Source organism: Streptomyces sp. NPDC045021, assembly GCF_056432645.1.
The window spans coordinates 77,425-92,249 of the sequence record NZ_JBWKIQ010000003.1; the positions used below are offsets into that span (position 1 = coordinate 77,425).

Annotated in this window: 13 protein-coding genes; 11 read left to right on the top strand and 2 right to left on the bottom strand. The window is 69.5% G+C overall.

The window, feature by feature from the left end; translation table 11 throughout:
• Positions 1-211: 211 nt before the first annotated feature.
• Both AC07DC_RS11645 and AC07DC_RS11650 read left to right on the top strand, forming a co-directional pair.
• Positions 212-1,645 carry an NAD-dependent malic enzyme gene (locus tag AC07DC_RS11645; protein WP_478914202.1) on the top strand — a complete coding sequence of 478 codons (1,434 nt, stop codon included), beginning with the start codon at positions 212-214 and terminating at the stop codon, positions 1,643-1,645.
• Positions 1,646-1,810: 165 nt separating this feature from the next.
• Complete coding sequence (locus tag AC07DC_RS11650) at positions 1,811-2,092, top strand: HU family DNA-binding protein (protein WP_007264399.1); 282 nt, start codon at positions 1,811-1,813, stop codon at positions 2,090-2,092.
• Positions 2,093-2,224: 132 nt separating this feature from the next.
• Here the strand turns inward: AC07DC_RS11650 and murA are convergent, their stop codons facing one another.
• Positions 2,225-3,565, bottom strand: coding sequence for a UDP-N-acetylglucosamine 1-carboxyvinyltransferase (murA, locus tag AC07DC_RS11655; protein ID WP_478914203.1), 1,341 nt, complete (start codon positions 3,563-3,565; stop codon positions 2,225-2,227).
• A gap of 276 nt (positions 3,566-3,841) precedes the next feature.
• Here murA and AC07DC_RS11660 point away from each other — a divergent pair, with 276 nt between their 5' ends.
• The 8 genes from AC07DC_RS11660 to AC07DC_RS11695 all read left to right on the top strand — a co-directional run bounded on the left by AC07DC_RS11660 (position 3,842) and on the right by AC07DC_RS11695 (position 13,081).
• Positions 3,842-4,420: a YqgE/AlgH family protein gene (locus AC07DC_RS11660; RefSeq protein WP_138356569.1), complete on the top strand. Its 579-nt coding sequence runs from the start codon at positions 3,842-3,844 to the stop codon at positions 4,418-4,420.
• An 11-nt stretch (positions 4,421-4,431) separates the two neighbouring features.
• Positions 4,432-4,716: a DUF3039 domain-containing protein gene (locus tag AC07DC_RS11665; RefSeq protein WP_478914204.1), complete on the top strand. Its 285-nt coding sequence runs from the start codon at positions 4,432-4,434 to the stop codon at positions 4,714-4,716.
• 61 nt (positions 4,717-4,777) lie between these two features.
• Positions 4,778-6,406 (top strand): beta-N-acetylhexosaminidase, encoded by a 1,629-nt coding sequence (locus tag AC07DC_RS11670; protein ID WP_478914205.1) that lies wholly within the window; start codon positions 4,778-4,780, stop codon positions 6,404-6,406.
• Between the two features lie 263 nt (positions 6,407-6,669).
• A complete protein-coding gene (locus tag AC07DC_RS11675) occupies positions 6,670-7,563 on the top strand; it encodes an FAD binding domain-containing protein (protein WP_478914206.1) in 894 nt (297 codons plus the stop codon).
• Positions 7,560-8,891 (top strand): (2Fe-2S)-binding protein, encoded by a 1,332-nt coding sequence (locus AC07DC_RS11680; RefSeq protein ID WP_478914207.1) that lies wholly within the window; start codon positions 7,560-7,562, stop codon positions 8,889-8,891. The genes AC07DC_RS11675 and AC07DC_RS11680 overlap by 4 nt, the downstream gene beginning before the upstream one ends.
• A gap of 91 nt (positions 8,892-8,982) precedes the next feature.
• Entirely contained in the window at positions 8,983-11,304 is a 2,322-nt protein-coding gene (locus AC07DC_RS11685) for a xanthine dehydrogenase family protein molybdopterin-binding subunit (protein ID WP_478914208.1), read from the top strand.
• A gap of 437 nt (positions 11,305-11,741) precedes the next feature.
• Complete coding sequence (locus AC07DC_RS11690) at positions 11,742-12,014, top strand: hypothetical protein (RefSeq protein ID WP_478914209.1); 273 nt, start codon at positions 11,742-11,744, stop codon at positions 12,012-12,014.
• Between the two features lie 416 nt (positions 12,015-12,430).
• Entirely contained in the window at positions 12,431-13,081 is a 651-nt protein-coding gene (locus AC07DC_RS11695; protein WP_478914210.1) for a hypothetical protein, read from the top strand.
• A 43-nt stretch (positions 13,082-13,124) separates the two neighbouring features.
• Here AC07DC_RS11695 and AC07DC_RS11700 read toward each other — a convergent pair whose 3' ends face one another.
• Complete coding sequence (locus tag AC07DC_RS11700) at positions 13,125-13,928, bottom strand: class I SAM-dependent methyltransferase (protein ID WP_478914211.1); 804 nt, start codon at positions 13,926-13,928, stop codon at positions 13,125-13,127.
• 53 nt (positions 13,929-13,981) lie between these two features.
• Between AC07DC_RS11700 and AC07DC_RS11705 the strand changes: the two genes are divergently transcribed.
• Entirely contained in the window at positions 13,982-14,698 is a 717-nt protein-coding gene (locus tag AC07DC_RS11705) for a GntR family transcriptional regulator (protein WP_478914212.1), read from the top strand.
• Positions 14,699-14,825: the final 127 nt, after the last annotated feature.

Sequence of the window (14,825 nt, forward strand, 5' to 3'; positions counted from 1 at the left end):
CTAACAAACCGTCCCGTGGGTTGCTTCCCGCATCTGCCGACAGCCCCGAATTTGATCCACGTCACAGTCCGGGCTTGAAAATTCAGGCCGTTTCTCGCATGGTGGAAGTATCTTTCCGTTGCCCAGGTCACGGTTACGCGTACCGGCCAGTAGGTGCAACGATCGAGCGGCAGAGCGTAGAAACAGCAGGCAGCGGAAGAAGGTCGTCAGGATGGCAACGGCGCCAAGCGTCTCGTACTCGATCACGGTACGGCTGGAGGTCCCGGCGAGCGGGACAGCGGTCAGCCAGCTCACCACCGCAGTGGAGTCCGAGGGAGGCTCGGTCACCGGCCTGGACGTCACCGCCTCTGGCCACGAGAGGCTGCGGATCGACGTGACGATCGCCGCCTCGTCGACTGAGCACGCCAGCGAGATCGTCGAGAAGCTGCACGGTGTCGAGGGTGTCGTCCTCGGCAAGGTCTCCGACCGTACGTTCCTGATGCACCTCGGCGGCAAGATCGAGATGCAGTCGAAGCACCCCATCCGCAACCGTGACGATCTCTCGATGATCTACACCCCGGGCGTCGCCCGCGTGTGCATGGCCATCGCCGAGAACCCCGAGGACGCCCGCCGCCTCACCATCAAGCGCAACAGCGTCGCCGTCGTCACCGACGGCTCCGCGGTCCTGGGCCTGGGCAACATCGGCCCGATGGCCGCCCTGCCGGTCATGGAGGGCAAGGCGGCGCTCTTCAAGCGCTTCGCCGGCATCGACGCGTGGCCGATCTGCCTCGACACCCAGGACCCCGACGAGATCGTGGCCATCGTCAAGGCCATCGCCCCGGGCTTCGCGGGCATCAACCTGGAGGACATCTCCGCGCCGCGCTGCTTCGAGATCGAGGCCCGGCTGCGTGAGCTGCTCGACATCCCGGTCTTCCACGACGACCAGCACGGTACGGCCATCGTGGTGCTCGCCTCGCTCACCAACGCGCTGCGCGTCGTCGGCAAGGACATCGGGGACGTACGGGTCGTCATGTCGGGCGCGGGCGCGGCCGGAACGGCCATTCTCAAGCTCCTCATCGCCGCCGGCGTGAAGCACTCGATCTCCGCCGACATCCACGGTGTCGTGCACTCCGGACGCCCCGACCTGGTGGACGCGGACCCCGAGTCGCCGCTGCGCTGGATCGCGGACAACACCAACCCCGAGGGCATGACCGGCACCCTCAAGGAGGCCGTTCGCGGCGCGGACGTCTTCATCGGCGTCTCCGCCCCCAACGTCCTGACCGGCGACGATGTCGCCGCGATGGCCAATGGTGCGATCGTCTTCGCGCTCGCCAACCCCGACCCCGAGGTGGACCCGGCCGTCGCCCGGCAGACCGCCGCGGTGGTCGCCACCGGCCGCAGCGACTTCCCCAACCAGATCAACAACGTGCTGGTCTTCCCCGGCGTATTCCGCGGCCTGCTGGACGCGCAGAGCCGTACGGTGAACACCGAGATGATGCTGGCCGCCGCGCACGCTCTCGCCGATGTCGTCGGCGAGGACGAGCTGAACGCGAACTACATCATTCCCAGCGTTTTCAACGACAAGGTGGCAGGCGCTGTCGCCGGAGCCGTTCGGAACGCCGCAAAGGCGATGGGCGCGGCAACCGACTCGACGGCCACTGTGTGACGACACTGGGTCATCGCAACGCATCCGAGCCGCTTTTTCAGCGACCCGCTCGGGTGCCGGATTGGCTTTCCCCCCATATATGGGGGCAGGATGCAACTCGGGCAGTGAGGCAGCATCAGCTTCAAGCTCGCGCCCCCCTGGCAGAAAGAACACGGGAGTAAAGATATGAACCGCAGTGAGCTGGTGGCCGCTCTGTCCGAGCGCGCCGAGGTGACCCGTAAGGACGCCGACGCCGTTCTGGCCGCTCTCGCCGAGACCGTCGGCGAGATCGTCGCCAAGGGCGACGAGAAGGTCACCATTCCCGGCTTCCTGACCTTCGAGCGCACCCACCGTGCCGCTCGCACCGCGCGCAACCCGCAGACCGGCGACCCGATCCAGATCCCGGCCGGCTACAGCGTGAAGGTCTCCGCGGGCTCCAAGCTCAAGGAAGCCGCCAAGGGCAAGTAGTTCCCGACTGGCAAGGCGAAGGGCGGCCATCTCCCCGGGGAGATGGCCGCCCTTGCTGTCTGTCCCGGCCCGGACGGGTCTTGTCCGGCCCCGGAGGGTCCGGACGGGCCCGCGCGCCCGTCCGGGGGAGTGCTAGACGCTCACGGGGTTCGGCAGCTCGACGTTGGCCCCCAGCTCCGCGAGCTTCGCCATGAAGTTCTCGTAGCCGCGGTTGATGAGGTCGATGCCGTGCACCCGGGAGGTGCCCTGGGCCGCCAGGGCGGCGATCAGGTACGAGAAGCCGCCGCGGAGGTCCGGGATGACCAGATCGGCGCCCTGGAGCTTGGTGGGGCCGGAGACGACCGCGGAGTGCAGGAAGTTGCGCTGGCCGAATCGGCAGGCGGAGCCGCCCAGGCACTCGCGGTACAGCTGGATGTGTGCACCCATCTGGTTGAGCGCCGAGGTGAAGCCGAGCCGCGACTCGTAGACCGTCTCGTGGACGATCGACAGGCCGGAGGCCTGCGTCAGCGCCACCACGAGCGGCTGCTGCCAGTCGGTCTGGAAACCGGGGTGGACGTCGGTCTCCAGCGCGATGGCGTTGAGCGGGCCGCCCGGGTGCCAGAAGCGGATGCCCTCGTCGTCGATCTCGAAGGCGCCGCCGACCCGGCGGAAGGTGTTCAGGAAGGTCATCATCGACCGCTGGTGGGCCCCGCGGACGTAGATGTTGCCCTCGGTGGCCAGCGCCGCGCTCGCCCAGGAGGCCGCCTCCAGGCGGTCCGGCAGCGCGCGGTGGTTGTAGCCGCCGAGCTTGTCGACACCGGTGATCCGGATCGTACGGTCGGTGTCCATCGAGATGATCGCGCCCATTTTCTGCAGGACGCAGATCAGGTCCTCGATCTCCGGCTCGACCGCCGCGTTCGACAGCTCGGTGACGCCCTCGGCCAGTACGGCCGTCAGCAGCACCTGCTCCGTCGAGCCGACCGACGGGTACGGCAGCGTGATCTTGCAGCCGCGCAGCCGCTGCGGGGCCTCCAGGTACTGGCCGCCGGGCCGCTTCTCGATGGTCGCGCCGAACTGCCGCAGCACGTCGAAGTGGAAGTCGATCGGCCGGCCGCCGATGTCGCAGCCGCCCAGGCCCGGGATGAAGGCATGCCCGAGACGGTGCAACAGCGGTCCGCAGAACAGGATCGGGATCCGGGAGGATCCGGCGTGCGCGTCGATGTCGGCGACGTTGGCGCTCTCGACGTGCGAGGGGTCGAGCACCAGCTCGCCCGGTTCCTCACCGGCCTGGACCGTCACGCCGTGCAGCTGGAGCAGCCCGCGCACGACGCGGACGTCGCGGATGTCGGGCACGTTGCGCAGTCGGCTCGGCTCGCTGCCGAGGAGGGCGGCCACCATGGCCTTCGGCACGAGGTTCTTCGCGCCGCGGACACGGATCTCGCCCTGGAGCGGGGTTCCGCCATGGACAAGCAGTACGTCGGAAGCGTCGGTCATGGATCTCGCGTTCCTGGAGACAGTCATAAAAATGGGCGGGTTCCCGCAGGCACCAAGAAGAAATGGTAATGCGCCTACAGGGGACTCCTGTAAGCCCAAGAGGCGCCGGCTGTGTCATGACTTCGCTACAGCCGCTCGGGCCCGATCGGTTACCAGCCGGTACGGAGAGCCCCGGGCCGTCGCGGCCCGGGGCTCGACTACCCGCACGCTGCGCGATTACGCCGGGGCCGGTCGTTGGCACCCCGCGACGGCCCGGTATGCGGGATCATGTTCACCATGACGGAGGTCACTTCGCTCACCGGCAGGCTGCTCGTGGCGACGCCGGCCCTGGCGGACCCGAATTTCGACCGTGCGGTGGTGCTCCTCCTCGACCACGACGAGGCGGGGTCGCTCGGCGTTGTCCTGAACCGCCCGACCCCGGTCGGGGTCGGCGATGTGCTCCAGCCGTGGGCGGTGCTCGCCGGCTCGCCGCCGGTGGTCTTCCAGGGCGGCCCCGTCTCGCTGGACTCCGCGCTGGGGCTGGCCGTGGTCCCCGGCGAGTCGTGGGACGACGGGGACGACGCCCCGCTGGGCTGGCGGCGGGTGCACGGCGCGATCGGCCTCGTGGACCTGGAGGCGCCGCCCGAGCTGCTCGCGGCGGAGCTGGGATCGCTGCGGATCTTCGCCGGGTACTCCGGATGGGGGCCGGGACAGCTGGAGGCCGAACTGGTCGACGGCGCCTGGTACGTCGTGGAGTCGGAACCGGGTGATGTGTCCTCGCCGGACCCGGAACGGCTGTGGCGCTCCGTGCTCAGACGGCAACGCAATGAATTGGCGATGGTGGCCACGTACCCGGACGACCCGTCGCTCAATTAGGCTTGACGGTTATGAGCACTCTTGAGCCCGAACGCGGGGCCGGTACTGGCACCCTCGTCGAGCCGACCCCGCAGGTGTCGCACGGCGATGGCGACCACGAGCGCTTCGCACACTATGTCCAGAAGGACAAGATCATGGAGAGTGCGCTCTCCGGATCTCCGGTGGTCGCGCTGTGCGGGAAGGTCTGGGTGCCGGGCAGGGACCCGAAGAAGTACCCGGTCTGCCCGATGTGCAAAGAGATCTTCGAGACGATGCCCCTCGGTGGCGGCGACAAGGACAAGAGCGGCAAGGACTGACCTCAGGTAGCCGCCCGATTGGTCTATGCCAATTCGGTTCCGGCGGGGCAGGATGTCGGTCATGGATCTGATCCCCGCCCCGCGCCTGGTGACCGACTACTCGGGGGACGATTTCTTCGTCCTCGGACCCGACACGGTGCTGGCCGCCGGGCCGGGCGCGGAGCGGGCGGAGAGATGGCTGCGCTCCGAGCTCGGAGCGGCCACCGGTCACCGGCTGGCGCCGGGCGACGGCTCGGAGACCGACGCCATCAGGATCACGATCCACGAGATGGTCACCAAGAATCTCGGAGCCGAGGGCTACCGGATCATGGTCTCGCCGACCGGCGTCCACCTCTTCGGCGGCGGCCCGGCGGGCGTCTTCTGGGGCGCGCAGACCCTGCGCCAACTGCTGGGCCCCGACGCCTTCCGGCGCGCTCCGCTCGGAGCGCGCGAGTGGCGGGTGCCGTTCTGCCACATCCAGGACTCCCCGCGCTTCGCGTGGCGCGGCTTCATGCTCGACGTCGCCCGGCACTTCATGCCCAAGGACGCTGTGCTGCGCTATCTCGACCTGATGGCCGCGCACAAGCTCAACGTGCTGCATCTGCACCTCACCGACGACCAGGGCTGGCGCGTGGAGATCAAGCGCTACCCGCGGCTCACCGAGGTGGGTGCCTGGCGCGAGCGGACCAAGGTGGGGCTGCGGGAGTCCCCGCTGTGGGACGAGCGGCCGCACGGCGGCTACTACACGCAGGACGACATCCGCGAGATCGTCGCCTACGCCGCGCAGCGGCACATCACCGTCGTACCCGAGATCGACATCCCCGGGCATTCGCAGGCCGCCATCGCCGCCTATCCCGAACTGGGGAACGCCGACGTCGTCGACACCGCCGCGCTGTCCGTGCTGACCGGTTGGGGCGTCAACCCCAACGTGCTGGCACCCGCCGACACCACCCTGCGCTTCTACGAGAACGTCTTCACCGAGCTCCTCGACCTGTTCCCCTCCGAGTTCTTCCACATCGGCGGCGACGAGTGCCCCAAGGACCAGTGGCGCGCCTCCGCGGCCGCCCAGGAGCGGATCAAGGAGTTGGGGCTGGCCGGTGAGGACGAGCTGCAGAGCTGGATCATCCGGCACTTCGACAGCTGGCTCGCGGAGCGCGGCCGCCGGCTGATCGGCTGGGACGAGATTCTCGAAGGCGGGTTGGCTCCCGGTGCGGCCGTCTCCTCCTGGCGCGGCTACGAGGGCGGCATCGCCGCCGCGCGGGCCGGGCACGACGTGGTGATGTGCCCGGAGTCGCATGTCTACCTGGACTGGCGGCAGTCGGACCGGGCCGACGAGCCGGTGCCGATCGCGCGGGTGCGCACCCTGGAGGACGTCTACCGGTTCGAGCCGGTGCCCTCGGAACTCACCGCGGAGCAGGCCGCGCACGTCATCGGGACGCAGGCCAACGCGTGGACCGAGGTGATGGACTCGGCGCGGGTCGTGGACTACATGGTGTTCCCGCGGCTGGCGGCGGTCGCCGAGGTGGCCTGGTCGCAGCTGCCCGCCCCCGCCGAGCGCGACTGGGCGGACTTCGAGCGCCGAATGGAAGGCCACTACGCGCGACTTGACGCGCTCGGTGTGGAGTACCGCCCGCCCGGCGGTCCGCTGCCGTGGCAGCGGCGCCCCGGTGTACTCGGACGCCCGATCGACGGGCCACCCCCGATCGTGTGACCAATCCCGCAACATCTGGCCCTCACAAGGGCGGGCCTGGCACGGTGGATTGGCGTATCTTCGCAACACCCTCGAAGAGCGCCAATCCCGGCACAGGGGTGATACCCGACAGATCGGGGCATCCACTCCCGTGAAGGGCAGGCCCGCACTTCGCGGACCCTCGCGTTGACCATCGCGGAACATGTGCCAGAGTTGCCACGTCCGGGCTGTCAGCACGTACGGTACGGCTACCGCACGGCGGAGAGCCGGGAAGGGGCAGCTGCGTGAGCACGAATGCACAGCAGACGGCACGGAACGTCACGTTGCCGTCCTCGCTCGACGAGGCCGTGGCGGCCCTGGCCGCCGCGCCCAGCGCCGTGCCCGTGGCCGGCGGCACCGACCTGATGGCGGCCGTCAACTCCGGGCTGCTGCGCCCGGCCGGACTGGTCGGCCTCGGCCGGATCAGCGAGATCCGCGGCTGGCAGTACGCCGACGGCCACGCGCTGCTCGGCGCCGGCCTCACCCACGCCCGGATGAGCCGCCCCGACTTCGCCGCACTCATTCCCGCGCTCGCCGCCGCCGCCCGCGCGGCGGGACCACCGCAGATCCGCAACGCGGGCACCCTCGGCGGCAACATCGCCACGGCCGCGCCGACCGGCGACTCGCTGCCGGTGCTGGCCGCGCTGGAGGCGAGCGTCATCCTGGTCGGCCCCGACGGCAACCGGGAACTGCCGGTCAGCCATCTGCTGACCGGCATGGACCCGCTGCGCCCCGGAGAGCTCCTCGCCTTCGTCCGCGTACCGCTGCTGCACGCGCCGCAGACGTTCCTCAAGGCCACCGGCCGCACCGGCCCCGGCCGGGCGCTCGCCTCGGTCGCCGTCGTCCTGGACCCCGCCCGGCGCGGTGTGCGCTGCGCGGTGGGCGCGGTGGCGCCCGTACCGCTGCGGCCGCTGGAGGCCGAGCGGTGGGTCGCGGGACTGATCGACTGGGACAGCGGCCGGCTGCTCGCCCCCGAGGCGTGCACGGCCTTCGGCGAGTACGTCGCCGGAGCGTGCATCCCGGACCCCGTGCCGGGACCCGACGGGGCCGAGGCCGTCGAGCTGCCGCCCGCCGCCGTACAACTGCGCCGCACCGTGGCGGCGCTGGCCCGCCGAGCGCTCGGGAGGGCACTGGCATGACCGACCAGCCGCAGCCGCAGCCGGGCACCCCGCTCACGCCGGGCACCTGGCAGCCCGTGCCGGGCGGCGGGGACTACGACCCCGACCAGACCATGCACGTCTCCTTCGCGGCGATGCTGCCGCCGGTGGCCGACGCGGGTGACGCGGCGACCCAGTGGTCGATCCCGCTCGTCGCGGCGGACCCGGTGGAGGAGTCCGGCGAGTACCCCCTGGGCACCGTCACGGACGGCTTCACCGCCCCGTGGGCCGGCCGGCACCCCGACGAGACGCACTCCCGGCCCGAAGTGCCCGCCCCGCGGCCGTTCAGCGCGGGCCAGTTCGGCCAGGGCGCCGCGGCGTCCGCGGCCAGGCGGCCGGCCGGTGCCCTCGGGCAGGACCTCGGCGCGCAGGCCGTCGACGGGCACGGCGGCGAGCCGGCCGGACCGTACCCGCCGCCGCAGCCCGGTGTGCCGGACGAGGACGCGCGGCCCCTGGACGCGGCGGACCCGGCGGCCCGGCACCCGTACTTCGCCGAGCACCCGCCGTCCGCCTCCTCCGGAGCGATGCCGCCCTCCGACGAGACCGGGCACTGGAGCCTGCCGTTCGTCGCGGAGGACGCCGCGGACGAGTCCGGCGAGTACCCCATGGGCGCCATCCCCGGAGCCGAGTCCGTCGTGGTGACCGAGGACGACCCGGAGGCGGAGCAGAGCCCCGACGGGCCCGTCGAGCACACCGCAGCGGCCGCGGACGACGAGGAGCCGGCGCTCGACGAGGCGCACAGCGAGCACCCGCTCGCCTCCTACGTGCTGCGCGTCAACGGCGCCGACCGGCCCGTGACCGACGCCTGGCTCGGCGAGTCCCTGCTGTACGTCCTGCGGGAGCGGCTGGGCCTGGCCGGGGCGAAGGACGGCTGCGAGCAGGGCGAGTGCGGGGCCTGCTCCGTACAGGTCGACGGCCGGCTCGTCGCCTCGTGCCTGGTGCCGGCCGCGACCGCCGCGGGCAGCGAGGTCCGTACCGTCGAGGGGCTGTCCGGCGACGGTCAGCCGTCCGACGTGCAGCGCGCGCTCGCCGAGTGCGGCGCCGTGCAGTGCGGCTTCTGCATCCCCGGCCTCGCGATGACCGTCCACGACCTGCTGGAGGGCAACCACAAGCCCACCGAGCTGGAGACCCGCCAGGCCGTCTGCGGCAACCTCTGCCGGTGCACCGGCTACCGGGGCGTCCTGGACGCCGTCCAGGACGTCGTGGCGTCCCGCGAGGCCGCCGCCGCGGACGCGTCCGAGCCCACCGACGGGGCGCGGATCCCGCACCAGGCCGGCCCGCACGGCAGCCACCCGGGAGGCACCGCGTGACCCGCCGTACGATCCCGGGCCGACGGCCGGAGCCGCACGCGAGCCCGGCCGGCACGGGCGAACCCACCGGCAGCAGCGAGAGGTCAGCGGCATGACTGGATCCGACGCGGCCACGGCGACGCCCGCCCAGGCCACCCAGGCACCCGCGGCGCCCGAACCGGCACTCCACGGACTGGGCGTCTCCGTGCGGCCCGTGGACACCCTCGCGAAGGCCCAGGGGACGTTCCCGTACGCGGCCGACCTGTGGGCCGAGGGACTGCTGTGGGCCTCGGTGCTGCGCTCCCCGTACCCGCACGCGCGCATCGTCCGCATCGACACGTCGGAAGCCACCTCGATGCCCGGCGTGCGGGCCGTCGTCACGCACGAGGACGTGCCGGGCGACGCGATGCACGGCCGCCGCGTCGCGGACCGCCCGGTCTTCGCCAAGGACATCGTCCGGCACCACGGCGAGCCGATCGCCGCCGTCGCCGCCGACCACCCCGACACCGCACGGCTGGCCGCCGCCGCGATCCTGGTCGAGTACGAGGTGTTGGAGCCGGTCACCGACCCGGAGAAGGCGTTCGCCGCCGAGCCGCTGCACCCCGACGGCAACCTGATCCGCCACATCCCGCTGCGCTTCGGCGACGCCGACGTCGTCGGCGAGGTCGTCGTGGAGGGCCTCTACCGGATCGGCCGGCAGGACCCGGCGCCCATCGGCGCCGAGGCCGGGCTCGCCGTGCCGCGCCCGGACGGCGGCGTCGAGCTCTACGTGGCCTCCACCGACCCGCACACCGACCGGGACCTGGCCGCCGCCTGCTTCGGCCTGGAGGCCGACCGGGTCAAGGTCGTCGTCACCGGCGTGCCCGGCGCGATGGGCGACCGCGAGGACTCCGGCATCCAACTGCCGCTCGGGCTGCTCGCGCTGAAGACCGGCTGCCCGGTGAAGTTCGTCGCCACCCGCGAGGAGTCCTTCCTCGGCCACTCCCACCGCCACCCCACCCTGCTGCGCTACCGGCACCACGCCGACGCCGAGGGCCGGCTGGTCAAGGTCGAGGCGCAGGTGCTGCTCGACGCGGGCGCGTACGCCGACCACTCCTCGGAGGCGCTGGCCGCCGCCGTGGCGTTCGCCGCCGGCCCGTACGTCGTGCCGCACGTCTTCGTCGAGGGCTGGGCCGTCCGCACCAACAACCCGCCGTCCGGACACGTACGCGGCGAGGGCGCGCTCCAGGTCTGCGCCGGGTACGAGGGCCAGATGGACAAGCTCGCGGCGAAGCTGGGCCTGGACCCGGCCGAGCTGCGGATGCGCAACGTCATGGCCACCGGCGACCTGCTGCCCACCGGCCAGACCGTCACGTGCCCGGCGCCCGTCGGCGAGCTCCTCAAGGCGGTACGCGACGCGGAGCTGCCGCCGCTGCCCGTCGACGAGGAGGAGTCGCAGTGGCTGCTGCCCGGCGGCCCCGAGGGCGCCGGAGAGCCGGGCGCGGTCCGGCGCGGGGTGGGGTACGCGCTCGGCATGGTGCACATGCTCGGCGCGGAGGGCACCGACGAGGTCTCCACCGCCACCGTACGGATCCACGACGGCCGGGCCACCGTCATCTGCGCCGCCGTCGAGACCGGCCAGGGCTTCACGACCCTCGCCCGGCAGATCGTCCAGGACGTGCTCGGCGTCGAGGACGTCGGCGTGCTGGCCGCCGACACCGACCAGCCGCCGTCCGGGGCCGCCGCCCGCGGCCGGCACACATGGGTGTCGGGCGGAGCGGTCGAGCGGGCGGCCAAGATGGTGCGCACGCAGCTGCTGCAGCCGCTCGCGGCCAAGTTCGGGATGTCCGTCGAGCTGCTCACCATCGCCGACGGCAAGATCACCTCGTACGACGGGGTGCTCAGTACGACCGTCGGTGAGGCGCTCGAGGGCAAGGAGCTGTGGGCCACCGCGCAGTGCCGCCCGCACCCCACCGACCGGCTGGACGACACGGGCCAGGGCGACGCGTTCGTCGGCCTCGCCTTCTGCGCGATCCGCGCGGTCGTGGACGTGGACATCGAACTGGGCGCGGTGCGCGTCGTGGAGATGGCCGTCGCGCAGGACGTCGGCCGGGTGCTGAACCCGCGCCAGGTCGCCGCCCGGATCGAGGCGGGCGTCACCCAGGGCGTCGGGCTGGCGCTGATGGAGGACCTGCGCGCGCCCCGCGGCATCATCAAGCGGCCGAACCTCACCGGCTACTCGCTGCCGACCGCGCTCGACGCCCCGGACGTGCGCATCGTCAAGCTGGTCGAGGAGCGCGACGTGCTGGCGCCGTTCGGCGCGAAGGCGGTCAGCGCGGTCCCGGTGGTGGTCTCCCCGGCGGCCGTCGCCGCCGCCGTGCGCGCCGCCACCGGCCGCCCCGTCAGCCGGCTGCCCATCCGCCCGCAGGCGGCGGTCGTCAAGCCGCAGTCCTGACCGCACAACTCACAACGGAAAGGCCCGGCAGCGATGCGCTGCCGGGCCTTTCGTCTTCCCCACGGAGGCCGTAGCGGGAATCGAACCCACGTGCCTCGCTTTGCAGGTTTGTCCTGGCTGATCCGAGCATGGTCCGGATGCGTTCACTGACGTTCAGACCCGTGCGGGCGTTGCGTCCGAAGCCACGCGGTGAACGGCCTTGAACGGCCCTGCACAGCGATGAACGAGACGGAAACTGAGACGGAGCGAGAGACGCTGACCTGGCGCACGATGTTCGGCGTGCCACCGGGTACATCTGTTCGGGATATCGAAATTATTATCGAGAGTAGGCGGCGTACTGTGCCTTCATAAGATCAGTTTGACACGGTGCGAAGTTGTGGTGCTAATGTACCTAGCGCTGGGGAAGGGCAAGCCCTACCCACTAAAGGATTTCTCCAATGGCACCTGCCACCATCATCGAGTTGTCGGCGATCGGCGTAATTGCTCTCGCCACTGTCTGTTTGTTCGTCCACGAAGTATTGCGAGAGAAGCGCAGTCGCAAGGTCTTCCTTTCCAGTTTGGATTCTCTGCGCGTCGAAATCACTGCCATCCCTACGCCTCGCACACGCGTCTGGGAGACGAAAAGGCGCCGTAACCGTCAGGCGCAAGATGAAGTGGTCGCGAGGGCGCTACTCGCTCTCGCATGCATGAATCTCAATCAAAAAAGCTAATTTGAAGATCGCCATCGCCAGCGCGATCGATTAGCCTAAGTAACCAGTACCCTGTCGCCCAAAGCTCCAGCATTAAGCCCCCGCCGATCTGGCAGGGGCTTTCTCGCTGCCAAGGGGTCCTTGTCAAGCGACGGGACGCGGATGACCCTCTAGTTGCCGGTGGGGTGCGAGCTGCCAGCGGTGACGACTTGAGACTTCCATGGCCTCCTTCCGGCCTCTCAGCTCCTGCATCTCTAGCCGAGCCTGAATCCGTGGAGCTTCCAATATAGGCTGCGGGCATGTCTGACCTAACACAGTCCCCGGAAGAGTCAACTGGCGTAAACGAGGGTGAAGGGGACCCTCTCTCCGGTTGGGCGAGATTTGCTGCCGGTGCGACAGGGCTGGCTCTCTCCGGTGCGGGGGCGGTAGCCGTTTTCGTGACTGATAACCAGGCTGGCTCCGTTGCTTTGGTATTAGGAGGAATTGTTTTTCTCTTGATGCTTATCAGCGGGAATCCGCTTTTAAGCCTGGGTCATGGGGAAACGCAAATGCGATTCGCTACTCGGCGTAGACGCGTAATTCAGGAGGCGGAAGAAGCATCTCCGTATGAGGCGCGTAGCGCACTGGAAGCCCTAAGTACGCTTGACCCCCGAGCATCGCAAGACGTTGCATTTATTCGAACGTCAGCCGTGGTTTACGAACGACTCGTTCACGTTGAACTGATGCGACTGTTCCCTGAGTTTTCTGTAATAAATAATTTGGGCCATGGCCCCAGTGCGGCCGACATCACCATTTTCACCCCGGACCGGCATGCAATTTCCGTCGAATCGAAATCATTGCGAAATCCGGTGTCAACAAGTCTTATTAATCAGGCCATTGGGATGGCGGCAGCAAGTGTAGCGGGGTGCTTGCTGGTGGCGAACCAACGGCTGACGCGATCTGCAGAGACATTGTTGCGCAGTGCGCAAGAAAATGGGAACGCCGTTGCATTCGTGCAATGGCGCGACGAAACTGACAGCGTCGCCCTCAGGGATGCGGTATTAGGACTGCTGCGAGAGATGGGCCACGGCGCATCAAACGGACAGTGAAGGCATTCATAACACCTCGGCCGCCACATGCATCCGCACGCACTCACCGCCACCCGACCGCCAGTAGGTGTGAGCTGGCAGCGAGGAGTTCCGGGTATTTCTCTGCCATACGCGCCGCCGCCATGGCAGAGGCGATCAGGTCGTCCGTGGGCCCCTCGCCCGGCTGTTGCTCGGCTGCCTTGACAAGTGACCACGCGGGCCCCTCGATGCCAAAGACCTGAACGTCTGTCAGGCCGGCGGCAGCCAACTCAGCCGCAAGTTCCTCTGCGCGGTGGAAGTAGGCCAGGGCGAACCCTCGCGCCCCGTCGTAGACGGCCGTCTCCAGAATCTTGGACACGGAGTCATGCATCCGCTCGGTATGCAGGTGGGCGTACGTGACGTGCTCAAAAAGTGACGCGTAGCGGTTGATGGCCGCTGCGGCTACCAGGCCGCCCGGCTTCACCACGCGGAGGGCTTCCGCAAGTGCCTTACTGCGATCGCTGGGGTCTGGCAGGTGGTAGAGCGGTCCAAGTAGCTGCACGACGTCAAAGCTGCTGTCCGGCTCTTGCAGATCGCGTGCGTCCCCCAGGAACGCCGGGCACACGGCCGACGCGCTCTCGACATGGCGGGGCACCGGATCCACCAGGGTGACGTTGTAGCCATCCTTCACTAGCCATTCGGCATGAATCCCTGTCCCCCCGCCCACGTCGAGGACGCGCGCTGGAGCTGGGGGCATGAAGCGTCGGAGGAGTTCCTGAGTCCGGGCCAGCTCCATACGTCCGTCTGCTGAGTCACGCAGGCGGCTGTCCTCGTTCCCTGTCTCGCCGTAGTACCGCATCACGGAGGGAGCCAATTCGAGATTCGACATGGTCGAAGTATCGTGTGTACCGGTGGACCAGTCCAGTGCGCAGAGAGGTACCGATGGCAGTTCTGAAGTATGAAGAGATCGCTGAGTCTCTGCGCGCCCGCATCGCCGCTGGTGAGTTCGCTCCCGGGGAGACGATCCCATCCGGCCGCGAACTGGCCGACCAGTGGGACGTGTCACGGGCCACCGCCATCAAGGCTGTGGATGTACTGCGCAATGACGGGGTGGTCGTTGCCAAACAAGGCACCGGCTTCGTCGTCACGGAGACGCCTGTGGCCCGCCCCGCCGGCGCCCGCCGGGCAGGGTCCGCACGCATCATGGGCGGGATGCCCTTCGTGCGCGTGGGTACGCCCGACTGGGCCGAGCCTCCCCCTCGTGTCGCCGTTGTGCTCGGTCTCGCCCCCGGGGTGCAAGCGCTTCGGCGTATCCGCATCCTCCAGCTTCCGGACGGATCTCCGAATAGCTGCGTAGAGGCGTGGTTCCCTCCGGAGGTCGCGGGAGCGGCACCACGCCTCGCAGACACAGCCCCCATCGCCGAAGGCACCACACGCTATGTCCGCCGGCAGACTGGACGGTTCCCGGTCGAGGGAGTGGACGTCACTACGGTGCGCCTCGCCTCCGACGCGGAGGCGGAGCGCTTGGGGGTAGCCGCATCCGCCCCGGTCGCCGTGCTCCTGCATACGGCGTACGACCAGGAAGGCCGTCCACTGGTCTGCGAGGAAGGCGTCACGCCCTCCTCGCTTTTCGAGCAGGTGGACACCTACGCGATGTAGGTAGGCCGCCAAACGAAGCTGGACCGGTCCGCCGGTCCAGCTTTTTTGATGGCCCGTCAGGGTCTTTGACCTGCCATTTCTCGGAGTATCGCCTCTCAACTCTTGATTCGCGACTTGACTGGACCGG